Here is a 26,274-nt window from a genome sequence, read left to right as displayed (position 1 = left end):
ACGCTTGGATAAAGGAGCCTGCTGCTTTTTTGTTCTAGGTATGTTTTTAGCTGCAATGATGATCCATATATTAGGCATATTCCCGACGACTTAATGTTTTACCGCATTTATCTCATAAAAAAATCCCTCACTCTGGAGGGATTTTTTTTAAGTCTAGGGCTTTAATTCCCTCCTCCTCTGTTTACTCAATCAAGGGGGGGAAATTAAGGTTCTGATCGCACAACAAAACATTTAAATGTTTTGAAGTATGATTAGCCATTACGTTGAGCAAAGTCATCCATAAAGTTGACAAGCGCTTGTACACCTTCTACAGGTACAGCGTTATAAATACTAGCTCGCATACCGCCTACTGAACGATGGCCGGCAAGATTGAGTAAATGATTTTCTTCAGCTTCTTTCAAGAATAATTTATCCAGCGCTTCATCTGCCAAAGTAAACGGCACATTCATGATTGAACGGTTTGGAAGTGCGATCGGATTGTTATAAAAATCACTAGAATCAATATAACCATATAGTAATTTAGATTTTTCAAGGTTGGTTCTATACATTGCGTTTACACCGCCCTGCTCAAGCAACCATTCAAAAACCAAACCAGACAAATACCAAGCATAAGTAGCGGGTGTATTCACCATAGAATCATTCTTCGCTTGCGAACCATATTTTAACAAGCTTGGAATTTCAGGTTTTGCTTGATCCAATAAATCATCACGCACGATCACAAGGGTTAAACCTGCAGGACCAATATTCTTTTGCGCTCCAGCATAGATCAAACCAAACTTAGATACATCTAGTGGCGCAGATAAAATACTTGATGAAAAATCAGAGACTAAAGGTTTATCTGTTTCTGGAATATTGGCAAATTGAATACCGCCAATTGTTTCATTTTCAGCATAATGGACATAAGCCGCGTCGTCTGACAAGTTCCAGGTACTTTGCTCAGAAATTGCAAGCTTTCCATTTATGCTTGTTGCCGCCTCAACGATATTGATATCGCCGTAGCGTTGCGCTTCTTTAGTGGCTTTTTCTGACCAAATTCCCGTATGGATATAATCAGCTTTGGAATTTTTACCCAATAAATTGAGCGGAATTGCAGAAAACTGAAGTGATGCACCACCTTGTAAGAACAATACTTTATAATTCTCTGGAATGTTCATCAATTTACGTAAATCAGCTTCTGCTTTTTCAGCGACAGCCACATAGTCTTTGCTACGATGGCTCATTTCCATGATGGATAAGCCTTTACCATGCCAATCCAATAACTCAGCCTGAGCTTTTTCTAAAACGGCAGTAGGTAATGCAGCAGGACCAGCACAGAAATTGTACGCGCGCATGATTTTTCCCTTTTTAAAAGTGAAACGAATGAAATAGGCGCATTTAACCACAAATCGACCTTTCTTGCAGTAGCTTTGTCAGTCAATATTTCAATATGTTTAAAGATTTAGAGTTGATAATTCAATTAACTATAGACAATTAGAGAAGCAAAATATTGTAGCTAGACTGCGCATTGATATTTTAATCATCATCCTGAAACAATGATTTATTGCCACTCTGATTTTATAGCTGACTGCACAAGGCTAGAATATCCGTTGCTCATATCCATATACGGATAAAAACTCAATTTATAAGCTTAACTCAGTTATAATTTATCCAGCTTAAACTTTATTCATTGGTAGATGGTAAATGCCAGCCTCAAATCATCAGGATTGGATTCGGACAGCATCGGAAACAGATCGATTTGAACGTATCGAAGCATTTTTTAATGATCATGCCTATGAGCCGCATCGGCATGATACCTATGCCATTGGTCGCACCCTTTCAGGCGTTCAAAGTTTTCATTATCAAGGTGTCATGCAACATAGCCAGCAAGGTATGACGATGGTGCTGCATCCTGATGAAAAACATGATGGCGAATCAGGTACACAAGAAGGTTTCCGCTATCGTATGGTGTATATAGAACCTGCAAAAATTCAATCTATTTTAAAGGGTAAACCTCTACCCTTTATCGAACATGGGATTAGCACAGATCCTCGATTATTTAAAGCCACCAATACTTTTCTACAAAGTATTGAAAATCATATGGAAGTTTTGGAAGAAGAAGATGCGCTGTATGATCTGGCCATGGCTTTAAATGAAATTTCTTTTCAACCATTATCACAACGGCTAAGTTTTGATTATCGTGCAGCAGAAAAAGCCAGAGAATTTATTCATACATTATCTGAACGAAATATCAGTTTGGATGATTTAGAAAAAAATATTGGTCGCGACCGGTGGAGTTTATCACGCGACTTCCGTTTATTGTTTGGAACCAGCCCACATCGTTATTTAACCATGCGCAGGCTGGAAAAAGTTAAAATCAATTTAATCAAAGGGGCTTCTTTAGTTGCAGCTGCAACAGATGCAGGCTTTTATGATCAAAGCCATATGACTCGACATTTTAAACAAGCATTTGGACTCAGCCCTGCGCATTGGAAAAAGATCAATCATTTGCCTTAGGTGTAAAACACATACAGATTCAGTTCAAGATTTTGATTTATCACAACAAATGCATTCCTATAATAAAATCTCGAAGCATTCCAAGTCCTGTAATAATCAGCATGATTGCCATAATTTTATTTAAATAATTAAACCATTTAGGATCAGAAATTTTATCCCCTAAAAATTTACCCGCCAAAGCATATACGAACGGCGCTCCAGCAGCACCAATAGAAATGATTAAAGATACAACGAAAATCATCACGCCAGTAATTTTAGCCGCAGGATACATAATTGTCGTGACGGGTAAAATCACCAGAATTCCTTTAGGATTAAATAATTGAATTAAGAAACCATTTAAGAAAGTCAGTTGGTATTCGGCTTTTTCAGTTGTTTCTAAATATACTGTCAACATTTTAACAGCGATATAAAAGGTATATACCGCCCCGACCAAAGAAATATAGTCTAGCCAATTGTGAGGAATAACAGCCTCACCAACATAGCCCAAGGTCAAAAATAGAAATAACATTGCACAACCCACCCCAATGAAAAAACCAATGGATTGTTTAAGCTGCCCAAGCAGTCCTGAATTCAATCCAATGAAATTTACAGGACCAGGGCTATACATCACACTCAAGGTATAAAGAAAGATTTCCACAACAACACTCAACTTTGATCTAGACGAATTTCAAAAGATCAAAGTAAGTCTGTGGAAATATTTTGTATTGTACGTTTGTGCAGAACTAGCTTTTATTTTCTACATAGCGTGCAAAATTATCTAAAATTGCTTGCCAACCTGCTTGCTGTTGTTCAATTGGATATACCGTTTCAGGATCAAAACTAATCCTCACCACAACAGCATCATTTTTCTGTTCAAAGTGAACTTCAGCATTTCGTTCGCCAAAAGAATAAGCAATTTTTTAAGGGGAATAATTTCAGTATATGTACCCGAAAAATCAAAGCCCATACTGCCATCTTTAGCTTCCATACGATTTGAAAATTGACCATCCACACGTAGATCATTTTTAGAATTGACTGTGTGCCAATCTGCTGAAGCGGTATTCCATTGTTGTATATCCTCTGGATTATTATAAATATCCCAAACTAATTCGATTGGTGCTGTCACCACAGACTCAACGGTAATTCTTGCCATTTTTTTTCCTTAGATCTATTTTGAGATTCAATTTATTGATTGAATTATCATGGTTTTGATTATAATTTAATCACATCTATACTCATTATCGAAACTACAAAAACCACACATATTAAAGTATACATTTAGATTATTTATTCTAGTCATTCAAGGTTAGAATAGTCTCAAATTTAAACAAATGCTGATGATTTTTCAGATGAAATTTAGAACTTGCTATTCACTTAAAGCATTATCAAAATTGATACAAGTAAGCAGCTTTGCAGCCTTAAATACGGCCTTTGTATCCGTCACGTTTGCTGAAAATCTAAGCTATGTACAAGCAGAACAATATTTACTTGAAAACTCTTATACCACCCAAGCCAATCAAGCACTCAATCAAGCTTCTAAACTTCAAGCAGAAGCCGTCAAAAATATTGGTCTACCTCGCATCGATTTAAACGTACGTGCCTATAAGTTTCATACTGAAACAGATATTCCACTAAATGGGGTCAAAAATAATCTGGAACAGACGCTTTCACAAGGGGTGAATGATCGGGTTGATCAATGGCAATCTGAACAGAACATTCCATCGAATATCACAGATCCTTTAAAACAAGGACTAAACCAAGGAATTCATAGTGGTATTGGCTTAATTCCAGATACAGCCAATGTTGTCCTTGAAGATCAAGTTGTTCGCCCTACAGTTTCTGTGATGATGCCAATTTATACTGGCGGGATTACATCGACAACAAAGCAGATTGCCAATTTAAAAGTTGAACGTAGTCAACTCGATGCTAAACAACAGCAAGATACACAACGTTTTGAAGTGATTCAGGCGTATTTTAATGTGCAATTACAACAACAGCTATTCAATGCCAGTCAATTCAATCTGAGTGCAATGCAACAACACTATGACAATTCACTCAAACTTGAAAAACAGGGATTTATTAGCAAAGGACAACGCATGCAATTTGAAGTTGCGCGCAATAATGCCCAGCGTTCAGAACAAAATGCTTCGGCAAATTTACAAGCCAGTCAGTTCCAACTTCAAAATTTATTGCATAAATCCAAAATTGATCAATTGACGACACCTTTATTTGTCAATCGTCAGCAAAGCCAATCACTCAACCAACTCCTTGCTTCTTATCCTGAAACTTCAAGCCTAGTTCGAAAAATGCAAATGGATACACAGCTTGCCAATCAGAATGTCAAAATCCAGAGCGCCGCAAAAAAACCAACCCTTTTTGCGTTTGGAGAATATAGTTTAGATCAAAACCAAAATTGGATTGTGGGTGTTGCTGCTCGCTACAACCTATTTTCAGGGATTGATAAGAACAAAAATGTCCAAGCCGCTGAATTACAGAGATATGCAACAGAGCTTATGACAGCGCGCACCCAACAAGAGATTGAGAATATTATCTACAAATCCTATAGTGAGCTCGCCACAGCACAGCAGTCCAATCAATTACTACAACAAAATGAACAAGCAGTGTTAGAGAATTTAAGAATTCAACAATTATCATTTAAAGAAGATATGGGCACCGCCACTCAAGTCATCGATGCACAGAATCAACTCAGCCTACTCAAAACCGAAAAAGCACTCAATGCCTATAAATACGTGCTCTCCCTAGCAACTTTGCTACAAAGCCATGGTTCTATTGAACAATTCAAAGACTACGTCAATCAAACTAATACAGATTATATTCGTTAAGATGGAGCATAAAATGACAAAACAGCATGACCATCACAATGGACAAAATGATTCATCTTCAACTTCGCAAGCTGATGCAAACTCAGATATTTCATTAAATGAAAATTTAGTTCATCCAGAAATGAATACACAAAACAATACAGATCCGACCGCTTTATCTGATGCAACTGTAGCGCAACAACCTACAGCCGACCAAATTGAATCTGAAAAAGACACACCAATCAAAGATTCGGCACAGGAACAAAGTGCTGCGACAAACATCGATAACGATCAAAAACCTTCTAAAAAGAAAACTATTCTGGTCATTGGCGCAATAATTTTTATTCTATTATTGGGATTGATTGCGTTTGGTCTATGGAAAAGTTATCAGCCTAAAACAGTAGATGTTCAAGGACGTGTTGAAGCTGAAACATTACATGTCAGCACTAAAGTTCCGAGTCGGATAGAAGGCATCTTTGTCAGCGATGGTCAAAAAATTAAAAAAGGACAACTGTTAGTTACTCTAAGTAGTCCAGAAATTGCTGCAAAAAAACAACAAGCCCTGGCAAGTTTACAATCCGCCTTAGCCTTACAATCGACAGCAGACAGAGGTTCTCAACAAGAAAATATTGATACCTTATATGCCAATTGGCAAAGTGTAAAAGCGCAAGAAAATCTTGCAAAAATGACCTACCAACGTGGGGCTAACCTGTTTGCACAAGGGGTTATCTCGCGTCAACGACGTGATGAAATGCATGCCGCTGCACAATCAGCCACTCAAATGAGTGAAGCTGCTTATCAGCAATATGCACGTGCAAAACGCGGCAGTACCGCTGAACAAAAATCTGGGGCTGATGCACAAGTCGAGATCGCGAAAGCCGCTGTTGCGGAAGCCAATGCTTTAGATGCAGAAACCAAACTATACTCTCCTGTAAACGGCACTGTATCTAAAACTTACGGTAAACCCTCAGAACTGGTGGCTATTGGTGTTCCTGTTGTGAGTATTATTCAAGATGAAGAAAATTGGGTCAGTTTAAATGTCCGTGAAGATCAATACACCCAAGTTTATCAAGCAAAAAGCTTAGATGGTTTTATACCCGCACTCAATAAAACAGTGTCATTTAACATCAAAAATATAGATGCTGAAGGTGAGTTTGCAACCATTAAAACCACACGTCAGACAGGTGGTTATGATATTCGTAGTTTTAAAGTTAAGCTTACACCCGCTGAAGCCGTACCTGAATTAAAAGTAGGCATGAGTGTGATCTTTAAATTAAAAGAGAGCCAATAAGCATGTGGACGGGCATGTTAAGAGAGCTTCAATATTTGCTCAAGCATAAATGGGATTTATGCTTAGTCACACTTGCCCCGCTCTTTGTGATTATTTTATTCAGTAGTATGTTTTATGCAGGAAAAGCTGAACATTTACCGATTGCAATTATTGATCAAGATCAAAGTGAACTTAGTCGCAATATAGAAAAGTATCTTAGTCATAATCATACGGTTTCAATCTACACTGTATCAGATAATCCCAATGAAGTTGAGTATCTGCTCAATCAGACCAAGATTTGGGGATATGTGCATATTCCAGCAGGTGCTGAACAACGTCTGGTTCAAGCACAAGATTCACAGATCAGTATTGCTTTTAATCAGTCTTATTTTAGTATTGGCAATGGGATTTCTTCAGCGATGCTTCTCTCTACAGTTGAAGCGATTGCTGATTTTGCAAAGAATTCATATTTTGAAAATAAAATTCCTTATGCTGAACTTTCCACAGCAAATATAAAAATTTCTCCCCTGTTCAATCCCAATCTCAGTTATGAGTTCTATTTAGAACCCTTTATGATTCCAGCAATTTTGCACTTATTGCTGTGTTGTTGTGTGGCTTTTGCAGTGGGTCAAGAATTGAAATACGGTACCTTAAATCAATGGGTTCAAGACAAATCTGTATTAAATGCACTTCTGGCAAAAAATATGGTCTATGTGTTAATTTTCTGTTTTTGGACTTGGGTATGGCTGTTTTGGCTGGTGGTAATCCGAGGTTGGTTCATTGCTGGTAGTCTATGGATGATTTTACTTGGACAGTTCTTACTTTATTCAGCCTATGCACTGATCAGTAGTAGCGTCGTTCTCGCAACTAAAAATTTATCTAAAACTTTTGGATTTATTGCAGTCTATGGTGGCTCTTCGCTAAGTTTTGCAGGTGTCACGCTTCCCTTAAATAATGCACCAATTTTTACCAAATTTTGGGCCAACATTATTCCCTATACACCTTATGCGAAATTACAAACTGAGCAATGGGTTGTTGGCAGTCCTAGTTTTATTTCGATGGTTCCTTTAGCCATCCTTGCTGCATATTGTATTTTCTATTTTGCATTATCAAGTTTACTCCTCAATAAAAATTTAAGGGGAGTAAAACATGATTAAATTCTTTAAAGAGCTCGCTCGATACTATGTAGACACTTTTAAAAATATTGGGAAAAACTCGTCTATTTTGACCACTATGGTGCTTTCAGTATTTTTTTATAGCATTTTTTATCCTACAGCCTATAAAGCGCAAACTGCTGAAAGTTTGCCGATTATTATTGTTGATGAAGAACAAAGCTATCTGAGCAATACCATCATTACTGAAGTTGCCAAAAGTCCCAATATAAAAATTACTGAAATCACTGGAAATTTTGAACAAGCAAAACGGATGGTTCAAGAGCAAAAAGCCGATGGTATTTTGTTATTACCTGAGAACCTATCCAATAGTGTGGTTCGAGGTGAGGCTGGTGGTATTGGTCTATATCTCAGTAGTGCTTATTTTCTTAAAACCAAACAGATTGGTTTAGGCTTAGCCACTGCAATTGAAAATGCCGTTGCAGAACAAGCCGAAAGGTTTGGCAAAATTTCACATTTCCAAGTCGCGCTTCCGATCCATCAAATTCCGCTGTTTAACACACTTTCAGGATATGGCAGTTATATCTTTCCTGCAATTGCGCCTCTGATCATTCACCAGACTATTGTTCTAGGATTGTGCATGTTGATTGCGGGGTATCGTGAAAGACGATGGCGAGCCACAACTACTGAGTTTTTGGGAATCTATTTAGCAGCACTCACGATTGGTTGCCTCGGCTGCTATTATCTATTTGGTTTCACTTACTGGATCAATGACTATCCGAGAGGCGGCAATTTTTGGGGCATGTTGTTTTCCGTTCCGATTTTTATTAGTTGCGTGATTGCAATGGCAATGCTTTTAGCCAGCTATCTAGATATTTCAGAACGTGCTGGACATCTGATCGTTTTCACCTCAATTCCATTGTTTTTACTGTCAGGTGCAGCTTGGCCCTTGCAAGCAATGCCAACTTGGATGCAGTATTTTGCTCATCTCTTCCCATCCACTCAAGGAATTAATTTATTTATTCAGTTAAATCAAATGGGTGTGCCGATTCAGGTGGTTATTCCAAAGTTAATTTATCTCGTATGCTTAACAGGAATTTTGATGATATGGGCATATATACGCCTAATGCAAACATATAAAAAATAAAAATAGTTGTGTGAAATTTAATTTATATAATGAATTAAAATTAACAATAAAATCGAATCCTTTAATCAAACTGAACTATTTTTAATCATTTGAACGCATTTTTGATAAAAAAGTTAGTACTGCTGACGCAAATAGCGTCAGAATAGGCCATTTTCGAAATACTCTGAATACTCAGAATCTCCCACCCTAAGGCGCCCACATGCTTTAGCGGGATTTCTTTTGTGTTTTTTTGATAGAGTTTTCCTTTTCGCCAAAATCTGAATTTTAAGGGCTCAGTATGAAGAAAATGAGAATTAGCCTTGCTTGGCAAATTGTTATTGCGCTCTTCTTAGGTATTCTTGTTGGTGCTTTTTTGCACAACGCACCTGAAATTCGCGGTGACATCATTGCAAACTTTTTACAACCATTGGGTAAGATTTTCATCAATCTGATCAAAATGATTGTAATTCCACTTGTGCTTTCCATGCTGATTTTAGGAATTGCCAATGCGGGTGACAGTAAAAGTGTCGGTAAACTTGGCTTTAAAACCATTGTTTATTTTGAGATTATTACGACAGTTGCAATTATTGTAGGCTTAGTTGCTGCCAATGTATTCCAACCTGGTGCAGGCATTGATATGTCTACACTGACAACCTCTGATATTTCGCAATATAAAGAAACGACACAGGAAGTCAGCCATGAAGCTCATGGCTTAGTAAATACTGTTCTTTCACTTATCCCACCGAATATTTTTGCTGCAATGGGTGATGGGCACATGTTGCCGATTATTTTCTTTGCAGTCATTTTCGGTATTGGTCTAGGTTCATTGTCTAAAGAAACCAAGCAACCGTTGATTGACGTGTTAAAAGCTGTTTCTGAAACAATGTTCAAAGTAACTCACATGATCATGATGTTTGCACCATTTGGTGTATTCGGCTTGATCGCTGCGACTGTAGCAAACTTTGGTTTTAGTTCATTATTACCATTAATTAAACTTGCTGTTTTAGTTTATGGGGCAATCCTGTTCTTTATCTTTATTGTGCTTGGTTTTGTGGCTAGATTCTGTGGTTTTAGTATCTGGACAATTATCAAAATCTTAAAAGATGAACTTATTCTTGCTTACTCCACTGCAAGCTCTGAAACCGTTTTACCACGTATGATGGAAAAAATGGAAGCTTATGGTGCGCCAAAATCAATTACCAGTTTTGTTGTTCCTATCGGTTATTCATTTAACTTAGATGGTTCAACACTCTATCAAAGTATTGCTGCTATCTTTATTGCACAACTTTACGGTATTGATTTAACCATCACTCAACAGCTTGTTTTGGTCTTGACCCTGATGATTACCTCTAAGGGTATCGCAGGCGTTCCTGGTGTGTCTTTCGTGGTTCTATTGGCAACTTTAGGCAGCGTGGGTATCCCACTAGAAGGCTTAGCATTTATTGCGGGTATTGACCGTATTTTAGATATGGCTCGTACTGTATTAAATGTGATTGGTAATGCACTTGCTGTTCTTGTAATTAGTAAATGGGAAGGCAAATTCGATACTGAGAAACAAAAATCTTATAATTTTGATGCCACACATTAATTTTTTAAGATCAGAAAAACCACCTTCGGGTGGTTTTTTGTACATGCTTGACTGAGATTACCTACCTTTTAGACTACTTTCAATTCCACTAATCGCTCCAAAAGATTGAATATATGATATGCAGAATAATTAACTTTCTAGCATTGATCAAGATACTGTTTTAATGGCGTTTTACCCTTCTTTAAAATGATTTTAATCTGCGCTTTTTTACCTACTTTGACAAATTCTTGGATGATATAACCATCTTTTTCAAGGCATAAATTCCAATCATAAACTTGCACCCCATGAATTACTAAGCTTTCAACTTTCCATTCGGCCTGTTTTTCAAAATTCACTATCCCCAATTTATTTGTGAATTTTTCATCATATTGATCATCTATTTTTGCAGGATGTACTGATGTTACTAACACGATTTTTACATCAGGAATTGCTACTCCCTGCTCATTTACAACAGTCACAGTCACTTGAGGCTTCTGTGTTTTATATATTGGATAACAGCTAGTTAAAGAAATCAGTATTGGTACTAGAAATATGCTTCTTTTCATGATCTCATCTATTTAAAAAAATTTTGATTTTTCTAAATCAATTCTCTCATATTAATAATTTTTTTTATTTTCATCATCTGACATTTTTGTATTCCCATATAAGCTATCCAAATAAGGCGGCTTATATTTACTTTAAATTATTAAATAGTTACCTTTATATTTTAGATTTCATAGAAGAAAGACCAATGAGAAACAGCTATTTAATTGCAGTCATGCTATCAAACATATTTTTAAGTCAAGCACATGCTAAAAACGATGATGTAGCACAATCTTCTGAATATATTTCTAGTGGCGCAGAGGCTGGAATTGTATCTATTGATGCTATACAGGAAGCAGCTTTGGAAGCTGAAAATGTTGATTTTGACATATCAACAAGTACAGCTGCTTCAGATGCGGCGGCTGCAGCCGCTGATGCTGCAGAAGCTGCTGAACGAGAAGCACAAGCAACAGAAAAACCATCTAAATCAAAATGAATAGAAAGTGCTATTTGCAGTAAACATGCAAATAGCTTGCTCTTGTGTTTATCTCATGAACATATCTTTATCAGAGATAAAAACCACAATAAAGTGCCTTTTGTCATTAGCAACTAAAAACTCTCAATCAGAGAACGTACTCATTTCGTTAGCTACGCGATTAAATATGCACTGAGAATAATCAGCATTTGTATAGCTAAAATAACACTAAACCATTTCCAGCCTTTTTGGCGAAGGATGACCTTATCTGCTGTTGAATAATTGACTGTTCTTATCATTTTATCACCTCATTCTTGCTACATCATGGAACATCTTTGGGGCAAAACATCGGTCTTTTAATAGACAATTTATAACATGCAAAAAATAAACCAACCCTAAAAGTGTAACAAATTTCCAATACCTTCATTGATGTTCATTCGAGGCTTCCCAGTAAAATTTTTTTCCGAATGACAATGAGTTAATCAATTTTCTTTGTTGAATCCACTCAATATGAGGAAAACAATAACCATCCGATTCAGCAAAAAAACGCTGACCTTTTTGATCTATCAACTCGACTTGCACACAAAAATAATTCCCATATAACGTCGAGGGCTTTAAAAGATGACCGTGATCGAAGTCAATTTTAACCATGGCTAAACTTAAATCAGTCAGAAATTTATGATGGACACTTAAGTAATCAACTAAATATTTAGAAAATCTTTGATGGACTTTCTCTAAAAAATTATCGTTAATGTCATGGTGCTGATTCAATAATCTAAAAGTAAAACTAAAGGTATTTAAATGTCTTGCATGCGTATACAGTACGCCTATACCCAAAAGCCATAATAATCATGATAGCGATTGCTAAACTTATCCAAAATAACTCTTGTCACATCCAATAATCTTTTTTTCATTTTTAGTAAGTATTCAATATTTTCAACCATCATAGATTAAAAAAGCCCCTTACGGGGCTTTTACAATTCATTGGTCTAGGATTTAATTAACCAATAAACTTACGCGCATTACGGAACATACGTAACCATGCACCATCTTCCGTCCACTCTTCAGGCTTCCAAGAATGCTGAATTGCACGGAAATTACGTTCAGGATGCGGCATCATAATCGTTGCACGACCATCTTTTGAAGTCACCCCAGAAATTGCTTCAGGAGAGCCATTTGGGTTCAGTGGATATTGTTGAGTCGCATTACCCAAGCTGTCTACATAGCGTAAAATCACTTGATTACCTGCATTTAACGCAGCAAAGTTTTCAGCAGAAGTTTCTGCACGACCTTCACCATGTGCAACAGCGATTGGTAAAATAGAGCCTTCCATACCTTCTAAAAGAATCGATGGAGATTTCTCAACTTTCACATTCACAACACGGGCTTCAAATACTTCTGAAGTATTACGGCGGAAACGTGGCCAGTTGTCTGCACCCGGAATGAGTGGCGCAAGCTGAGCCAACATTTGACAACCATTACAAATACCTACAGAGAAAGTATTGTCCCGGTTAAAGAATTTCTCAAATTGATCACGAAGTTTAGGATTAAACAGCACAGACTTAGCCCAACCACCACCAGCACCTAAAACATCACCATAAGAGAATCCACCACAAGCAACCAGACCTTCAAAGTCGTCTAAATCTACACGACCTGAAAGTAAATCACTCATGTGAACATCAACAGTATTAAAACCAACTTTATCGAATGCCGCAGCCATTTCAACATGACCATTCACGCCTTGTTCACGTAAAATCATCATGTTTGGACGGCGTTCATTGATATAAGGAGCTTCAACAGGCTCATTTAAATCAAATGTTGGTAATGCAATTATACCTTTATGATTTTTATCACCAATTAATGCAAATTCTGAATCAGCTGTTTCTACATTATCACGTAAACGTTGAATTTGATGAGAAACTTCAGTCCAAGCTTGTTGCAATTCAGCGCGATCAAGTATCAAACCGTTCACTGACAATTTATCAGAATCATTGACAGTACCAACAACGCTAATCGCTTCTTTTAAACTTGAAGTTGCAACTTCATCTGTCAAACTTGCCCAGTCTGCTTTAGAAATTTGCAATACTGCACCAATTTCTTCGGCAAATAAGCTTTCAGTAGATTGATCTTCAAGTGATACCCCTAAACGTGAAGCAAACATCATTTCAGCAACAGTTGCCAATAAGCCACCATCACCAATGTCATGATACGCCTTGATCAAACCGCGATTATTCCAATCTTGAACCAATGCAAAGAATGCTTTGAACTCATCAAAGTTATCAACATCAGGTGTAACAGAACCAATTGCCTTATACACTTGTGCAAAGATCGAACCGCCTAAACGGAACTGACCTTTAGATAAATCAATACGTACTAGAACTGAATCTTCATTTTTCAATTCAGGTGTCAATGTTTTACGAACATCCAACACAGGTGCAAATGCAGTGATGACACCAGACATTGGTGAAGTCACAGATTTATCTTCGCCTTCGTCATTCCAAGTCGTACGCATCGACAATGAGTCTTTACCCACTGGAATTGCGATACCCAATGCAGGACACATTTCCATACCGATGGCTTTTACACCTTCGAATAATGCTTGATCTTCACCTTTTTGACCTGCGGCCGCCATCCAGTTAGCAGACAGTTTAATATCACTGATCTGTTCAATATTGGCACACATGATATTGGTGATGGACTCAGCCACGGCCAAACGTGCAGAAGCAGCAGGATTTAACAATGCAACAGGAGGACGCTCACCCATTGCCATTGCTTCACCGGTATAGCCTTGTAAGCTTGTTGTGGTTACCGCAGCATCCGCAACTGGAACTTGCCAACGGCCCACCATCTGATCACGCGATACCATACCCGTGATTGAACGGTCACCAATGGTGATTAGGAATGATTTTGAAGCCACTGTCGGGTTTTTCAATACACGGAAGATTGCATCTTTTAAATCGACTTTAGATGCATCAAACTCATCACCTTTACGTTGAATCGTTTCGTATGTACGACTCATACGTGGCGTGCCACCAAGCATGACTTGCATTGGCATATCCACTGCTTTGTTTTCAAACAATGGATCGTTTACAGTCAATTGACGTGCTTCAGTCGCTTCTCCCAATACCGCAAATGGGCAACGTTCACGGGCACAAATCGATTCAAATAACTCTAATGATTCTGGTTTAATGGCAAGCACATAACGTTCTTGTGCTTCATTTGACCAGATTTCCATTGGTGACATGCCTGGTTCAAGCGATGGGATTTTACGAAGATCAAGAGTTGCACCCAATTCGTGATCATTCACAAGTTCAGGCATTGCATTGGAAACACCACCCGCCCCCACATCATGTACAGATACGATCGGGTTAAAGTCTTCCATTCTCCAACATGCATCAATCACTTCCTGACAACGACGCTCCATTTCTGGGTTTTCACGTTGTACAGAAGCAAAATCTAGGTTTTCACCTAATTTACCGCTATCTACAGAAGAAGCTGCACCACCGCCCAAACCAATGAGCATCGCAGGACCACCCAGTACAATCAGTAAATCGCCGGGCTGAATTGCATCTTTTTCAACATGGTCAGGACGAATATTTCCGTAACCACCCGCAATCATAATCGGTTTATGGAAACCTTTTACTTCGCCATTAACATTTTGCTCAAAAGTACGGAAGTAACCATTTAACGCAGGGCGACCAAACTCGTTGTTAAATGCTGCACCGCCTAAAGGACCATCAATCATGATCTGAAGTGGTGATGCCATACGAGATGGTTTACCGTAGTTTTCTTCCCAAGGCTGTTCAAAACCTGGAATATTAAGGTTAGAAACCGTAAAGCCTGTTAAACCTGCTTTTGGTTTACCACCACGGCCTGTTGCACCTTCATCACGAATTTCACCACCAGAACCTGTCGCAGCACCTGCAAATGGAGCAATTGCGGTTGGATGGTTGTGGGTTTCCACTTTCATAAGAATGTGGGCAGCTTGGCTCTTATATTTATAAATATGGTGACCCGTGGCTTCATCTTTTTTCGGATAGAAACGCTGTGTGTCAAAACCAACAATTACAGAAGCATTATCTTTATATGCTGACAAAACATCTGTAGGTGATTCTTTATAGGTATTTTTAATCATTTGGAACAATGATAATGGTTGTTTTTCACCATCAATTGTCCACTCTGAACCAAAGATTTTATGACGACAATGTTCTGAGTTTGCTTGAGCAAACATCATCAACTCGATGTCATGTGGGTTACGCCCCATCTTATTAAATGCTGCAGTTAAATAATCAATTTCTTCATCTGACAATGCAAAGCCAAACTCAGAGTTTGCTTTAACCAGTGCATCTTTACCTTGCCCCAAAATATCAATTGAGTTTAAAGGTTTAGGCTCAGTTTCAGAGAATAAAGCTGTTGCGTCATCAATTTTATTGAAAACGCTTTCTGTCATACGGTCATGTAAAATTTGTTTTACTTCATCAGAAATTTCAGAAATTCCCTTTAAAGTAAACAAAACACCGCGTTCTAAGCGGTGTACAGGTGTATTACAGTTGGCAAAAATATCGGTTGCCTTAGATGACCACGGTGAAATTGTACCGACACGTGGCGTGACTAAAATCTGGACTTCGTCACTTGCAGCCTGACGAACTTCAAACGATGCGCCATCGTTTAAAAGCTGTAAAGCAGATTGCTGTTGTTGCTCGTTGAGCGTTTGGTCGAAAAGGTAAACCCATTGGCTTTCTATTGATTGAACAGAACTGATCGACGCAAGGCGTGTTAATAGTTGTGTTTGCTTAAAAGAAGAGTGTGCAGGTGCACCGGCAACGATAAACATGCTGTTTTTGGCTCCACGGGCAGGTTTTGGCAACCCACCTCAATGTGACTTGAAGAGAGCGCATATTCTACTGTGAAAGCAAGATTTCAGCTAGTCATATCCCACTTAAAAAACGCTGAAATCTTGGTTTTAAATATCAGATTTACTTTGACTTTCGTCTTTAAACATGATTCGTAACAATTGAATTATTGAGCTGTATAATGAAACTCAGCCGTTTTAGGATCTTCTTTCGCAATGATTCCGCTTTTTTGATAAAAGACTTTCCCACAAGAAATCTCAGGATCGATTTCACCATCAATATCATAGGATAATCGGACATTGATATGTTCTAAATATGAGTTTTGGGATGCAGAGTCAATGAAAAATACATCTAAACTTTCCATGTTATAGCACACATAGATTTTTTCAGGATGCGAGTTTTTATTCAGATCAATTGTATAGGTATGATCCGCATTTTGAGTCATTCGATCAAGCTTGAGGGCCACCGCATTAACCAAATCGCCACTTTTATTAATCGCATACGCGTAGTTTGCCGTATCATTTTTATAAGCTTCGTTGCAGTTTTTAGTTGGTTGCCCAATCTTTACCTTGCTAGGTGTAAGATCCTCTATTGTAAATTTAGCTTTTCCATTCAACATACTGCTCGGTAAGATACTCCAATACTGTTTATTTTGAGCATTTGGATCATCTGTCCAAATACAATTATTTGTCAGATGACCATCTGGCGTTTCTTGAAAAGCAAAAGTCGCGAAAGCTTGATCTACTGGTTCAGGCTTGGCAGGAATGCTTTCTTCGATTTCAGCTTTGCTCGCTTCATTTTTTTTCTGAGTTTCGATTTCTTTGTTTTGATTAGATAGATTTTTATCAGTTGGGCTACACCCTGCAAATAGAATAATCATAGTTAATAAGAAGAAATTTTTATTCATGCTTTACTCTTTTTTTAATGATACAAGGATAATGTTTATTCATTTTAATTGTTTATAGGGATAAACATATTAACTTTAATCATGGAAATTTTCCTAATGTTTGGACTATCTAGATTATAAATTGCTTTACAGATCATTCAAAAATTTACTGCTCAATATTTAGTGGATTGAAAAGATCAAAAATTAACAGGCGATTGTATTATTGGATAATTTTTAGATGATGGTGAACAGCTTTTAATTCGCCTTGATTCTGAAACACCTGATTATGGCTCTGTTGCTGTCGTGAATCCAATTACAGCGAGAGATGATTGGTTTAGTGTTGAAGCCAACTTTTATAACTTCATTATGAATTATTTTGGATATAAGGGTGAAAAATACTGGGAAAATATTTCTCAAATATAAACCGACCAAGACAACTTATGTCGCCCGCCCCTAGTACATTTTCAATAAATTTGGCATCATACGATTAACGAAAGAATGAATAATGATAAATGACTCAAATGCGTTGGTTAGAACTCCTTTCAACAGTTCGTTTAGGTAGTAAAAAGCAAAGTACAGAACAGGCACGAAGTCCATTTCATAAAGATTATGACCGCATTATATTTTCGCAAAGTTTTAGACAACTCAATCGTAAAACTCAAGTTCATCCACTGACCCAACATGATGGTATTCATACACGGCTCACGCACTCTTTAGAGGTGTCATGTATTGGCCGTTCTTTGGGAATGCTCGCTGCTGAAAAAATCAAAAATGAACTCCCCGTTTGGATCTCCCCAGCAGATGTAGGGGCAATTATTCAAGCTGCATGTTTGGCACATGATATTGGTAATCCACCCTTTGGGCATGCTGGTGAATATGCGATTCGTGAATGGTTTGATGATGCTGCACATACAAATTTTTTACAAGACCTGAGCCCTGAACAACAAGCAGATGTACGACAGTTCGAAGGTAATGCCCAAGGTTTAAGACTGCTTACTAAAATTGACTATCATCCTCATGATGGAGGTATGCGTCTTACTTACGCAACGTTAGGAGCTTACTTAAAGTATCCTTGGCTCTCTAAGACCATCGAATCTCAAGGGAATACTCCTGCAAGCAAACGGGCTAAATTTGGCTGTTATCAAGCTGAAAAAGAAATTCTTAAACAGATTGCAGATCAACTCGGTTTAATTCAATTGGGTGAGTATCATTGGTGTCGTCATCCGCTGACGTATTTACTAGAAGCTGCTGATGACATTTGTTATGCCTTAATTGATTTAGAAGATGGTATTATTCTCAATATGCTCAGCTATGAAGAAGTTGAACCTATTTTTCTTGATTTGTTAGGAGATTATGGCGTTCCCGCTGAACTTAGTATGCCGTATATGACTTGGCAACAAAAAATTGCAGCCTTACGCGGTCGTGTCATGAAACGGCTGGTAGATGAAGTAACCACTGCTTTCGCAAAACAACATTATCAAATTTTGTCAGGACAGCTAAAAGGTTCGTTACTGCAATACTGTGCTGAGGATATCGAGATTGGGATTGATCGAGCAAAAAACCTTGCCCGTGAAAAAATATTTGAACACCCGCAAAAATCAGGTTTGGAAATTATTGCCCATCAGAGTTTACAGCATATTTTAGATGCCTTTATTCCCCTTACGACACCGAATAAAACATTAAGTTTTAAAGATGGTCGTTTACTGTCTATTTTAGAACGCTTTGGTGCACGCTTTAGTGATCATCACTATGACAATATTATGCAAGTCTTAGATATTGTGAGTAAATTTTCAGACCATCAAGCCTATAACTTAGCGCAAGAACTCCAAGGTAATAAGGTTGGTTTTTTCTGATGAAACGGTTTGTAGATGATGGAATCACATTGAATAGATTTTCTCGGCAACCTATTTTAGTAGAATGTCCATTTTGTTTAAAAAATGCCACCGTCTATACGAAAAAAATTGATGATGTTGATTTTGAGCAACCCTTTTTTAGTTGCCAAAATTGTTGTAAATCATTTGACCAAAAAGCCAAACAAGAAAATAACTTAGGCTATTTCTCTGGGGTTTATTTAGATATTGAAGAAACTTGTCGTTGTAAACGTGGAAAATTTCAGTTTCATCAATACTATGCAAAAAAGAGTTTTGTTCCTCAATTTATTGAATTGAATTGCAACTTTTGCCCAATTTCCAAACGGATCTATCCTAACCAATTTGATATACGCAAACAATTTAATCGCGGCTTCAATACAGATCCTTATTTTGGTTATTGCCTAACACTATGTGTAGCAACAAGAAATGGACTTGTTTTCGCCTATAATCAAGAACATATTAACTGTTTAAAAGATTATATTTCTGCAAACCTTAGACAAAGAACTTATTTCAATACCAATAAAACCTATTTTAATCGTTTACCTGCTTGGATAAAATCTGCCCGAAATCGCAAAGAAATTCTTAAAGCAATTTTGCGTTTAGAGCAAATGGCATCTACTATTCAACCATTAACAAATAAGTGAACAAACTCAATGATCGGATGTCTTATTGGTGAAGTCTTAGCTTTAGAAGCACCTACCGTACTTTTAAATGTAAATGGCGTGGGTTATGAGATCGACACACCACTCTCAACATTTTGCCAATTACAAAAAGGTCAAAAAGTTACCTTATGGACACATTTAGCCGTCCGTGAAGATGCTCAATTGCTGTATGGCTTCTCTAATGCTCAAGAAAAAACCATCTTTCGCACCCTGCTAAAAGTGAATGGTGTCGGTCCTAAAATGGCTTTAGGTATTCTATCTACACTCAGTGTCGAAATGTTGGTACATACTGTTGAGAATGGTGATGTTAAAACCTTAGTTAAAGTCCCTGGCGTTGGTGCGAAAACAGCCGAACGTTTAATGATTGAACTTCGTGATCGCTTTAAAGTCTTTGCTACAGGTACCACACCGAGTAATTCGACTTCAACTCAAATACAATTTACGGGCAATTCTGCTGTTGCAGAAGCTGAAGCGGCATTGCAATCTTTAGGTTATAAACCTTTGGAAGCACAAAAACTGATTAATGCCGTGAAAGCAGACTATACTGAAGCAAGCGACATTATCCGTGCTGCACTTAAATCCATGAATAAATAAGACAGATTAAGACACTCATGCAAGACCGTTTAATCAGTGGGGCTGAAAAACCCGAAGATCATTTTGATCGTGCCATTCGTCCAACCTCTTTGGATGATTATATAGGCCAACCTGTTGTACGAGAGCAAATGGAAATCTTCATTGGTGCTGCTCGTGGTCGTGGTGAAGCACTTGATCATACCTTGATCTTTGGCCCACCCGGTTTAGGTAAAACCACATTGGCCAATATTATTGCCCGTGAAATGGGGGGGAACCTTAAATCTACCTCTGGTCCTGTCCTAGAACGCGCAGGTGATTTAGCTGCAATGCTGACCAATCTTGAAGAAGGGGATGTGTTATTTATCGATGAAATTCATCGCCTCTCTCCAGTAATTGAAGAAATTCTTTATCCCGCGATGGAAGATTACCAACTCGACATCATGATTGGTGAAGGCCCTGGTGCACGTTCGATAAAATTAGACTTACCACCATTTACCTTGGTTGCTGCGACAACGCGTGCAGGTCTACTCACCTCACCTTTGCGTGATCGCTTTGGAATTGTGCAACGTTTAGAGTTTTATTCAGTAGAAGATTTAACTCATATTGTGGCGCGTTCAGCAACATTAATGAATGTTCCCACAACAGCAGATGGGGCAAAAGAAATAGCTCGTCGTGCACGTGGTACTCCCCGTATTGCTAACCGTTTGTTACGTCGTGTCCGTGACTATGCACAAGTTAAAGGTACTGGTGAAGTCACTCAACACATGGCACAACGTGCATTGGATATGTTAAATGTTGATAAAGATGGTTTAGATACTTTAGACCGTCGTTATTTATCGATGTTATTAGAACGTTTTGATGGCGGCCCTGCTGGTGTTGAAGCTTTAGCCGCAGCAATGGCTGAAGATTCAGGCACCTTAGAAGATGTGATTGAACCTTATTTGATTCAGCAGGGTTATGCTATGCGTACCGCTCGTGGGCGTATTGCAACCAACCAAGCCTATTTACAGTTTGGGATGACACCACCTGAGCCAAAATAATCAATAAATGGGAATATTCAATATTCCCATGTTCTTCTTATTTTTTCTAAAAGGCTTTAAGTTTTATAGAGAAATCTCTTCTCGTATATTTTTAGCATCTAACCCCTAACAATCTGTGTCGATTTATGTAAATATTTTTATAAAAATTAAATACATAAAAGAAGCTACATACAAAAACCCTATAAAAATAGGGCTTTTGTATTGCTACTCTAAGCTGAGATTTATTAGAATTTAAATGTTGTACTCAATTGAACACGACGCCCCTCTTGAGTATTGCTATATTGATTGTAATAAAGTGAACCTACTTTCTCATAATCAATAAAGTTTTTATCAAAAATATTATATAAAGCAACGCCAATATCCCACGCATCATTCACATTAAAATTTGACCCTATATGCATCAAACTATATGCCTTAAAATCACCCAATGCATCATAGACCCCTTTTTCTATTGCAGACAAATTATTATATGTGGCGGCGTAACGAGCACGTTCACTACGATATTCACCACGAGCCCATAATTGAATATTATCATCAGCTTGCCATTTTAACGACGCGTTAACAATATGTTTAGGCGTATCGTTTAAAGGCGGATTACCCAGTGCATTATCCTGAATTTCTGTTTCGGTCCACGTATAGTTCAAACCAAATTTCCAAGTCGGTATAAATTCCCAATTTAAGCCTGTTTCAATACCATAGATATTTGCTTTTTGAGCATTGGTCGGACGTCTTACACTCCAGGCACGGGAGCCAGTATCTCCAGGTTGCATTAACCAAGGCGTACCCACACTTGCCATAAAATCTTCACAAGCTTTTTTGTCTTTAGAATCCTTGGCATCACATGTTCTTTCAATTGGGCCAGTGACTATTTTATCCTTCACCTGACTATAAAATGCTGTGATATTAGCATCAAAATTAGAATCATTATTAAAATAAGTACCTAATTCAAAGTTATTACTTGTTTCAGGTTTTAAATCTGGGTTACCAAAAAGAGGGGTTCGTCCTTGCCCACCTACGTTATAAATTCCATGGGTCAGGCGTTCTAAGCGAGGTGCTTTATAGCCTTCACTATAGCCACCTTTAAACGTCCAATTGTCATTTGCGTTCCAAACTAGATATGCTCTAGGGGTCCAAAACGTACCAAATGTATCATGATCATCAAATCGTAAACCCACCGTTAAAGCTAAATCAGGGCTAAGCGCCCATGTGTCTTCAGCGAAAAGACCCAATTGCTTAAACGAAACTTCTTTATTCACTCTTAATCCATCTTTAATGCTCGCATCCCACCATTGTCCACCAAAGGTAATATTGTGCCCATCAAGATATTGGGTTGCGAATTTAGTATCAAAAATCGTGTCTTCGCTTTCTAAACGACGGGGAGTCATCACATTTAAACCAGCTTGAGCACGTGATGGAATAAGGCGACCAACTGTTTCAGTTTGAGTATTACTAATACTGGATTCCAAGCTTCCTAATTTATTACGCCATGTATGTGCAAGCGTGAGTCGATCTCTATTATATTCTTGTGCATTATCATAGCCACCATTGGCCCCAAGCGTACCAAGTTGCCCTTTACTATTGTCATACCATTGCTCAGTTTTTTCATACTCTACGGAGAGATCATGTTGCTTAGTTGGTGTGAATGTTATGCGAGCCCCTATAGTTTCTAAATCCGATTTGGTTGGATTATTTCCCATACTCAGTTCTACTGAATTATTATTGTTATCAAGATAGCCTACATTGGATTGACTACGTTGCGCTTTTCGAGCACGAAGTTGTACTCCCAACAAATCTTGAACAATCGGACCGGTAATAAATGCATCAGCAGCACGTTGATTGCCAAAACTTGAGCTACTAGGGAGTAAAGTACCTTCTAATGTTATTGAGCCTGTCCATTCATTTGAAACTTTTTTTGTAATGATATTGACGACGCCACCCATTGCATCAGAACCGTACAATGTAGAAGCTGGTCCACGAATAATCTCAATTCGTTCAATTGCTGAAATTGGAGGAATAAAACTGTTATTTGATTCACCAAAACCATTTGGTGTGATGTCTCCTGTGCTGTTCTGACGACGACCATCAATCAAAACCAGAGAGTATTCAGAGTCCATCCCTCGAATACGTATATTTAAACCACCTGTTTTCCCAGCGCTAGGGCTAATATCGACACCCTCAACATCAGTTAAAGCGTCTGCAATTGAGTTTATTCGTTTGTCTTTTAAGTCTTTTTCTGTAATCACAGTAATACTTGCTGGTGCATCTTTAAGTTTTTGCTCATAACCCGCAGCAGAAACAACAATTGTAGCAAGTTGTTGTGCATCTGCAGATTCAGTATTGCGTTCAGCGAAAGCTGAAGTTGTTGTAATTCCTAAAAATGCAATTGAGATTGGATAAAGGTTAAACTTACTCATAAATAGAATTCCAATAGATGGACGAGATAAATAATTGACAAAATAAAAACAAATAACACAAATACTAATGATAAGAATTATCATTAGTAATAAAAAGCATACAAAAAATAACCTTCCCAGTAAAGACTTATTACACTTAAAATTAACTAAAACTTAATAAAATATTTATTGGTTTTCACAAAGCGATTTAACGACACAGATCCAATTAAAAATTTTACTATTTTATAAAATTCATCTTCGATAAGTCATTTTTACACAGCGCTAAATATAAACTTCTACTGTCAGATTAAATCTTCAAACAAGTCTTTTCTTAATTTCCATAACATGTTGTAAGGCTTATCAAAAACTTTAATGATTTAAATATATACTTATTGGTTATTTTAAAGAACTTCTTATTAATATTTTTAGAAAAATATAGTGTATCTTAATATTAGGCACTTATAAGTAGGCAAAAATAAAGGATCATATATATAACTTTTTTTAAACAATCAGAAAAAATATTTCAGGAATGAGCTGACAGTGTTGATAGTTGGAAAATATGGCATATACATTAGGTGCTCAAACGTTACTGCCTATAACCCGCTATTACAAATAAATATAAGCAAGCCATTTTGATTAATGAGTTTTTCTTATTGTATGTTTAAAACTTTAAATTTATAAAAAAGCTAATTCAATGTTAATAATTTAATAAAAGGATAGTTGAAGATTTTGACTGAGTAACACAAAAAGGGAATCAAATTAAGTGAACTTGCATGGAATGTAAGTTTAGAAAAATTTTAACAGTGCATATATCTAAAGCTCATCCGAGAGTCTTTTATACAAATATTCAAACTCACTGATAGTGATGGTTATCGCCCGAAAATCAATATTTTCAACATGGATGTGCTCGTTTCATAATCAAATAAATAGGATATTTAAATATGGATAACACCCAGAATATATTACAAAAATTTGCAATAAAAGTCAGTGATTGGTCAGAAAAATGGTTTCCTGATTCCTATATCTTTGCCCTGTTAGGTGTCATCATTGTCGCCATAGCTGCGATTGGAATAGGAGCATCTGTTCAAGATGTCGCAATTTCATTTGGCAATGGTTTCTGGAGCTTGATTCCATTTACGATGCAAATGTGTATGTTGATTGTCGTTGGTTATGTGGTTTCAGTATCTAAACCCGTCGAAATGCTCATTCAAAAAATGGCTCAGATTCCAACATCTGGAAGGAATGCTATTGTTTTTGTAGCGACGGTCAGCCTCTTTATTTCACTGGTTAATTGGGCCATGAGTACAGTTTTAACTGCCCTTTTGGTGATTGCACTATCCAAGCGTAAAGAGCTGAATATGGATTATCGTGCAGCTGCCGCAGCCGCTATTATTGGTATGGGAGCAACTTGGGCACTTGGCATTAGTTCTTCCGCTGCTCAGTTACAGGCAAACAAGGCGAGCTTACCAGAACCACTTTATAACTTAACTGGTATTATTCCTTTTACTGAAACGATCTTTTTACCACAGTCTATGATTATGACTGCAGTATTGATTATTGTGTCAATTGCCATTGCATTCTGGTCTGCACCTAAAGGCAATAGTATAAAAACCATTGATGAATTTGATATTCATTTTGAAGATAAAGAGACCGAAGTTCAAAGCAAAAAACGCCCAGGTGACTGGCTGGAAAACTCTCCAATTCTCAGTATCTTAATTGTAGTTTTAGGCCTGATCTGGATGTTTAATGAGTTTACAAAAAGCAATCCGATTATTGCGATTTCCAGTTTAAATACTTATAACTTTATCTTCTTAATGCTGGGTATTGCTTTACACGGAACTCCTCGAAATTTTTTAAATGCAGTATCTAAAGCTGTCCCTGCTGTTTCTGGCGTACTGATTCAGTTTCCACTCTATGGAAGTATTGCTTTTATTATGACAAGTGCAATGAACGCACAAGATTTATCTCTATCTCATTATATTGCTGAATTTTTTGTATCAATTGCATCTAAGGAAACTTTCGCAATTGTCATGGGGCTGTATTCAGCTATTTTAGGTTTCTTCATTCCGTCTGGTGGTGGTAAGTGGATTATTGAAGCACCTTATGTCATGCAGGCTGCACACGATCTGAAAGTACATTTGGGCTGGTCTGTTCAGATTTATAATGCAGCAGAAGCTTTACCTAACTTAATTAATCCCTTTTTTATGTTACCCATGCTGGGAATTTTAAAATTAAAAGCCAAAGATGTTATTGGATTTACAGTTACTCAGCTTGTCTTCCATTTACCCTTAGTTTTATTCTTATTGTGGATTCTTGGTCGTACTTTAACCTATATGCCACCTACTTTTTAGAATGTAATATCTTTTCCTTGCCCTCCTTCTAACTTTAAGCGTTTAGGGCAAGGATATCACTAAGCTATTGATATAAATAATCTAAAATTGCGTATAGTTGTAGTATGTTAATTTCAGGGAATATTATAGATTACTTATTATTTTCATAAATTTGCCCTCTATATTTATTATTCATGTTTAAATTTAAGCTCCAAATTATAATGGATAATTTCGTATCGCTCTCTTATTTAATATAAATTTTATTTAGATGAGCTAAAA

At 37.3% G+C, this 26,274-nt stretch carries 20 protein-coding genes; 12 read left to right on the top strand and 8 right to left on the bottom strand.

Features of this window, described 5'->3' with window-relative positions; translation table 11 throughout:
* Nucleotides 1-251: 251 nt before the first annotated feature.
* Nucleotides 252-1,331 carry a 3-phosphoserine/phosphohydroxythreonine transaminase gene (serC, locus tag AC2G3J_RS06910; RefSeq protein WP_336953976.1) on the bottom strand — a complete coding sequence of 360 codons (1,080 nt, stop codon included), beginning with the start codon at nt 1,329-1,331 and terminating at the stop codon, nt 252-254.
* A gap of 349 nt (nt 1,332-1,680) precedes the next feature.
* Here serC and AC2G3J_RS06905 point away from each other — a divergent pair, with 349 nt between their 5' ends.
* The gene (locus AC2G3J_RS06905) at nt 1,681-2,493 is read left to right on the top strand and encodes an AraC family transcriptional regulator (protein WP_336953977.1); all 813 of its coding nucleotides are present in this window, start codon (nt 1,681-1,683) and stop codon (nt 2,491-2,493) included.
* A 40-nt stretch (nt 2,494-2,533) separates the two neighbouring features.
* Here the strand turns inward: AC2G3J_RS06905 and AC2G3J_RS06900 are convergent, their stop codons facing one another.
* Both AC2G3J_RS06900 and AC2G3J_RS06895 read right to left on the bottom strand, forming a co-directional pair.
* Nucleotides 2,534-3,130 (bottom strand): LysE family translocator, encoded by a 597-nt coding sequence (locus AC2G3J_RS06900; RefSeq protein ID WP_483770866.1) that lies wholly within the window; start codon nt 3,128-3,130, stop codon nt 2,534-2,536.
* Between the two features lie 189 nt (nt 3,131-3,319).
* Nucleotides 3,320-3,625 carry an SRPBCC domain-containing protein gene (locus AC2G3J_RS06895; protein ID WP_483770865.1) on the bottom strand — a complete coding sequence of 102 codons (306 nt, stop codon included), beginning with the start codon at nt 3,623-3,625 and terminating at the stop codon, nt 3,320-3,322.
* A gap of 196 nt (nt 3,626-3,821) precedes the next feature.
* Here AC2G3J_RS06895 and AC2G3J_RS06890 point away from each other — a divergent pair, with 196 nt between their 5' ends.
* The 5 genes from AC2G3J_RS06890 (at nt 3,822) to gltP (ending at nt 10,390) form a co-directional block, all read left to right on the top strand.
* Complete coding sequence (locus tag AC2G3J_RS06890; RefSeq protein WP_483770864.1) at nt 3,822-5,315, top strand: TolC family protein; 1,494 nt, start codon at nt 3,822-3,824, stop codon at nt 5,313-5,315.
* A gap of 13 nt (nt 5,316-5,328) precedes the next feature.
* Nucleotides 5,329-6,585: an HlyD family secretion protein gene (locus AC2G3J_RS06885; protein WP_483770863.1), complete on the top strand. Its 1,257-nt coding sequence runs from the start codon at nt 5,329-5,331 to the stop codon at nt 6,583-6,585.
* Between the two features lie 2 nt (nt 6,586-6,587).
* Nucleotides 6,588-7,721: an ABC transporter permease gene (locus tag AC2G3J_RS06880; protein WP_419327942.1), complete on the top strand. Its 1,134-nt coding sequence runs from the start codon at nt 6,588-6,590 to the stop codon at nt 7,719-7,721.
* On the top strand, nt 7,714-8,823 hold the full coding sequence (locus tag AC2G3J_RS06875; RefSeq protein ID WP_419327941.1) for an ABC transporter permease: 1,110 nt from the start codon (nt 7,714-7,716) through the stop codon (nt 8,821-8,823). The genes AC2G3J_RS06880 and AC2G3J_RS06875 overlap by 8 nt, the downstream gene beginning before the upstream one ends.
* Before the next feature lie 277 nt (nt 8,824-9,100).
* Complete coding sequence (gltP, locus tag AC2G3J_RS06870) at nt 9,101-10,390, top strand: glutamate/aspartate:proton symporter GltP (RefSeq protein WP_262086234.1); 1,290 nt, start codon at nt 9,101-9,103, stop codon at nt 10,388-10,390.
* A gap of 137 nt (nt 10,391-10,527) precedes the next feature.
* Here gltP and AC2G3J_RS06865 read toward each other — a convergent pair whose 3' ends face one another.
* Nucleotides 10,528-10,935, bottom strand: a complete 408-nt coding sequence (locus tag AC2G3J_RS06865) for a hypothetical protein (RefSeq protein ID WP_483770862.1) — start codon at nt 10,933-10,935, stop codon at nt 10,528-10,530.
* Between the two features lie 23 nt (nt 10,936-10,958).
* Here AC2G3J_RS06865 and AC2G3J_RS06860 point away from each other — a divergent pair, with 23 nt between their 5' ends.
* Nucleotides 10,959-11,408 carry a hypothetical protein gene (locus tag AC2G3J_RS06860; protein ID WP_483770861.1) on the top strand — a complete coding sequence of 150 codons (450 nt, stop codon included), beginning with the start codon at nt 10,959-10,961 and terminating at the stop codon, nt 11,406-11,408.
* A gap of 152 nt (nt 11,409-11,560) precedes the next feature.
* Here AC2G3J_RS06860 and AC2G3J_RS06855 read toward each other — a convergent pair whose 3' ends face one another.
* The 3 genes from AC2G3J_RS06855 to AC2G3J_RS06845 all read right to left on the bottom strand — a co-directional run bounded on the left by AC2G3J_RS06855 (nt 11,561) and on the right by AC2G3J_RS06845 (nt 17,147).
* Nucleotides 11,561-11,686 (bottom strand): KGW motif small protein, encoded by a 126-nt coding sequence (locus AC2G3J_RS06855; protein WP_336953986.1) that lies wholly within the window; start codon nt 11,684-11,686, stop codon nt 11,561-11,563.
* Nucleotides 11,687-12,387: 701 nt separating this feature from the next.
* A complete protein-coding gene (gene purL, locus AC2G3J_RS06850; protein ID WP_483770860.1) occupies nt 12,388-16,221 on the bottom strand; it encodes a phosphoribosylformylglycinamidine synthase in 3,834 nt (1,277 codons plus the stop codon).
* A 185-nt stretch (nt 16,222-16,406) separates the two neighbouring features.
* The gene (locus AC2G3J_RS06845) at nt 16,407-17,147 is read right to left on the bottom strand and encodes a hypothetical protein (protein ID WP_419360493.1); all 741 of its coding nucleotides are present in this window, start codon (nt 17,145-17,147) and stop codon (nt 16,407-16,409) included.
* A 491-nt stretch (nt 17,148-17,638) separates the two neighbouring features.
* Between AC2G3J_RS06845 and AC2G3J_RS06840 the strand changes: the two genes are divergently transcribed.
* From AC2G3J_RS06840 to ruvB, 4 genes are read left to right on the top strand one after another with little or no spacing between them, the layout of a single operon-like run.
* Nucleotides 17,639-18,979, top strand: coding sequence for a deoxyguanosinetriphosphate triphosphohydrolase (locus AC2G3J_RS06840; protein WP_004724400.1), 1,341 nt, complete (start codon nt 17,639-17,641; stop codon nt 18,977-18,979).
* On the top strand, nt 18,979-19,641 hold the full coding sequence (locus AC2G3J_RS06835) for a hypothetical protein (RefSeq protein WP_483770859.1): 663 nt from the start codon (nt 18,979-18,981) through the stop codon (nt 19,639-19,641). The genes AC2G3J_RS06840 and AC2G3J_RS06835 overlap by 1 nt, the downstream gene beginning before the upstream one ends.
* Nucleotides 19,642-19,650: 9 nt before the next feature.
* Nucleotides 19,651-20,253 (top strand): Holliday junction branch migration protein RuvA, encoded by a 603-nt coding sequence (gene ruvA / locus AC2G3J_RS06830; RefSeq protein ID WP_154130120.1) that lies wholly within the window; start codon nt 19,651-19,653, stop codon nt 20,251-20,253.
* Between the two features lie 17 nt (nt 20,254-20,270).
* Nucleotides 20,271-21,272 (top strand): Holliday junction branch migration DNA helicase RuvB, encoded by a 1,002-nt coding sequence (gene ruvB, locus AC2G3J_RS06825; protein ID WP_262086242.1) that lies wholly within the window; start codon nt 20,271-20,273, stop codon nt 21,270-21,272.
* Nucleotides 21,273-21,496: 224 nt separating this feature from the next.
* Here the strand turns inward: ruvB and AC2G3J_RS06820 are convergent, their stop codons facing one another.
* Complete coding sequence (locus AC2G3J_RS06820; protein WP_483770858.1) at nt 21,497-23,686, bottom strand: TonB-dependent receptor domain-containing protein; 2,190 nt, start codon at nt 23,684-23,686, stop codon at nt 21,497-21,499.
* Nucleotides 23,687-24,606: 920 nt separating this feature from the next.
* On the opposite strand from AC2G3J_RS06820, the gene AC2G3J_RS06815 reads away from it, so the two are divergent.
* Nucleotides 24,607-26,016 carry a short-chain fatty acid transporter gene (locus tag AC2G3J_RS06815; protein WP_419327933.1) on the top strand — a complete coding sequence of 470 codons (1,410 nt, stop codon included), beginning with the start codon at nt 24,607-24,609 and terminating at the stop codon, nt 26,014-26,016.
* Nucleotides 26,017-26,274 lie beyond the last annotated feature (258 nt).

This window comes from Acinetobacter legionensis (assembly GCF_057165765.1).
Note: the sequence above shows the minus strand (reverse complement) of the source record. Positions and strands in the feature narration are given on the sequence as shown.

Excerpts from the sequence above, each read along its gene's own strand:
- gltP (WP_262086234.1), top strand. The coding sequence starts at position 9,101 with ATGAAGAAAATGAGAATTAGCCTTGCTTGGCAAATTGTTATTGCGCTC.
- AC2G3J_RS06855 (WP_336953986.1), bottom strand. The coding sequence starts at position 11,686 with ATGATAAGAACAGTCAATTATTCAACAGCAGATAAGGTCATCCTTCGC.
- AC2G3J_RS06845 (WP_419360493.1), bottom strand. The coding sequence starts at position 17,147 with ATGAATAAAAATTTCTTCTTATTAACTATGATTATTCTATTTGCAGGG.
- AC2G3J_RS06820 (WP_483770858.1), bottom strand. The coding sequence starts at position 23,686 with ATGAGTAAGTTTAACCTTTATCCAATCTCAATTGCATTTTTAGGAATT.
- serC (WP_336953976.1), bottom strand. The coding sequence starts at position 1,331 with ATGCGCGCGTACAATTTCTGTGCTGGTCCTGCTGCATTACCTACTGCC.
- AC2G3J_RS06880 (WP_419327942.1), top strand. The coding sequence starts at position 6,588 with ATGTGGACGGGCATGTTAAGAGAGCTTCAATATTTGCTCAAGCATAAA.
- AC2G3J_RS06890 (WP_483770864.1), top strand. The coding sequence starts at position 3,822 with ATGAAATTTAGAACTTGCTATTCACTTAAAGCATTATCAAAATTGATA.
- AC2G3J_RS06835 (WP_483770859.1), top strand. The coding sequence starts at position 18,979 with ATGAAACGGTTTGTAGATGATGGAATCACATTGAATAGATTTTCTCGG.
- purL (WP_483770860.1), bottom strand. The coding sequence starts at position 16,221 with ATGTTTATCGTTGCCGGTGCACCTGCACACTCTTCTTTTAAGCAAACA.
- AC2G3J_RS06895 (WP_483770865.1), bottom strand. The coding sequence starts at position 3,625 with ATGGCAAGAATTACCGTTGAGTCTGTGGTGACAGCACCAATCGAATTA.
- AC2G3J_RS06815 (WP_419327933.1), top strand. The coding sequence starts at position 24,607 with ATGGATAACACCCAGAATATATTACAAAAATTTGCAATAAAAGTCAGT.
- AC2G3J_RS06885 (WP_483770863.1), top strand. The coding sequence starts at position 5,329 with ATGACAAAACAGCATGACCATCACAATGGACAAAATGATTCATCTTCA.
- ruvA (WP_154130120.1), top strand. The coding sequence starts at position 19,651 with ATGATCGGATGTCTTATTGGTGAAGTCTTAGCTTTAGAAGCACCTACC.
- ruvB (WP_262086242.1), top strand. The coding sequence starts at position 20,271 with ATGCAAGACCGTTTAATCAGTGGGGCTGAAAAACCCGAAGATCATTTT.
- AC2G3J_RS06865 (WP_483770862.1), bottom strand. The coding sequence starts at position 10,935 with ATGAAAAGAAGCATATTTCTAGTACCAATACTGATTTCTTTAACTAGC.
- AC2G3J_RS06875 (WP_419327941.1), top strand. The coding sequence starts at position 7,714 with ATGATTAAATTCTTTAAAGAGCTCGCTCGATACTATGTAGACACTTTT.
- AC2G3J_RS06905 (WP_336953977.1), top strand. The coding sequence starts at position 1,681 with ATGCCAGCCTCAAATCATCAGGATTGGATTCGGACAGCATCGGAAACA.
- AC2G3J_RS06840 (WP_004724400.1), top strand. The coding sequence starts at position 17,639 with ATGACTCAAATGCGTTGGTTAGAACTCCTTTCAACAGTTCGTTTAGGT.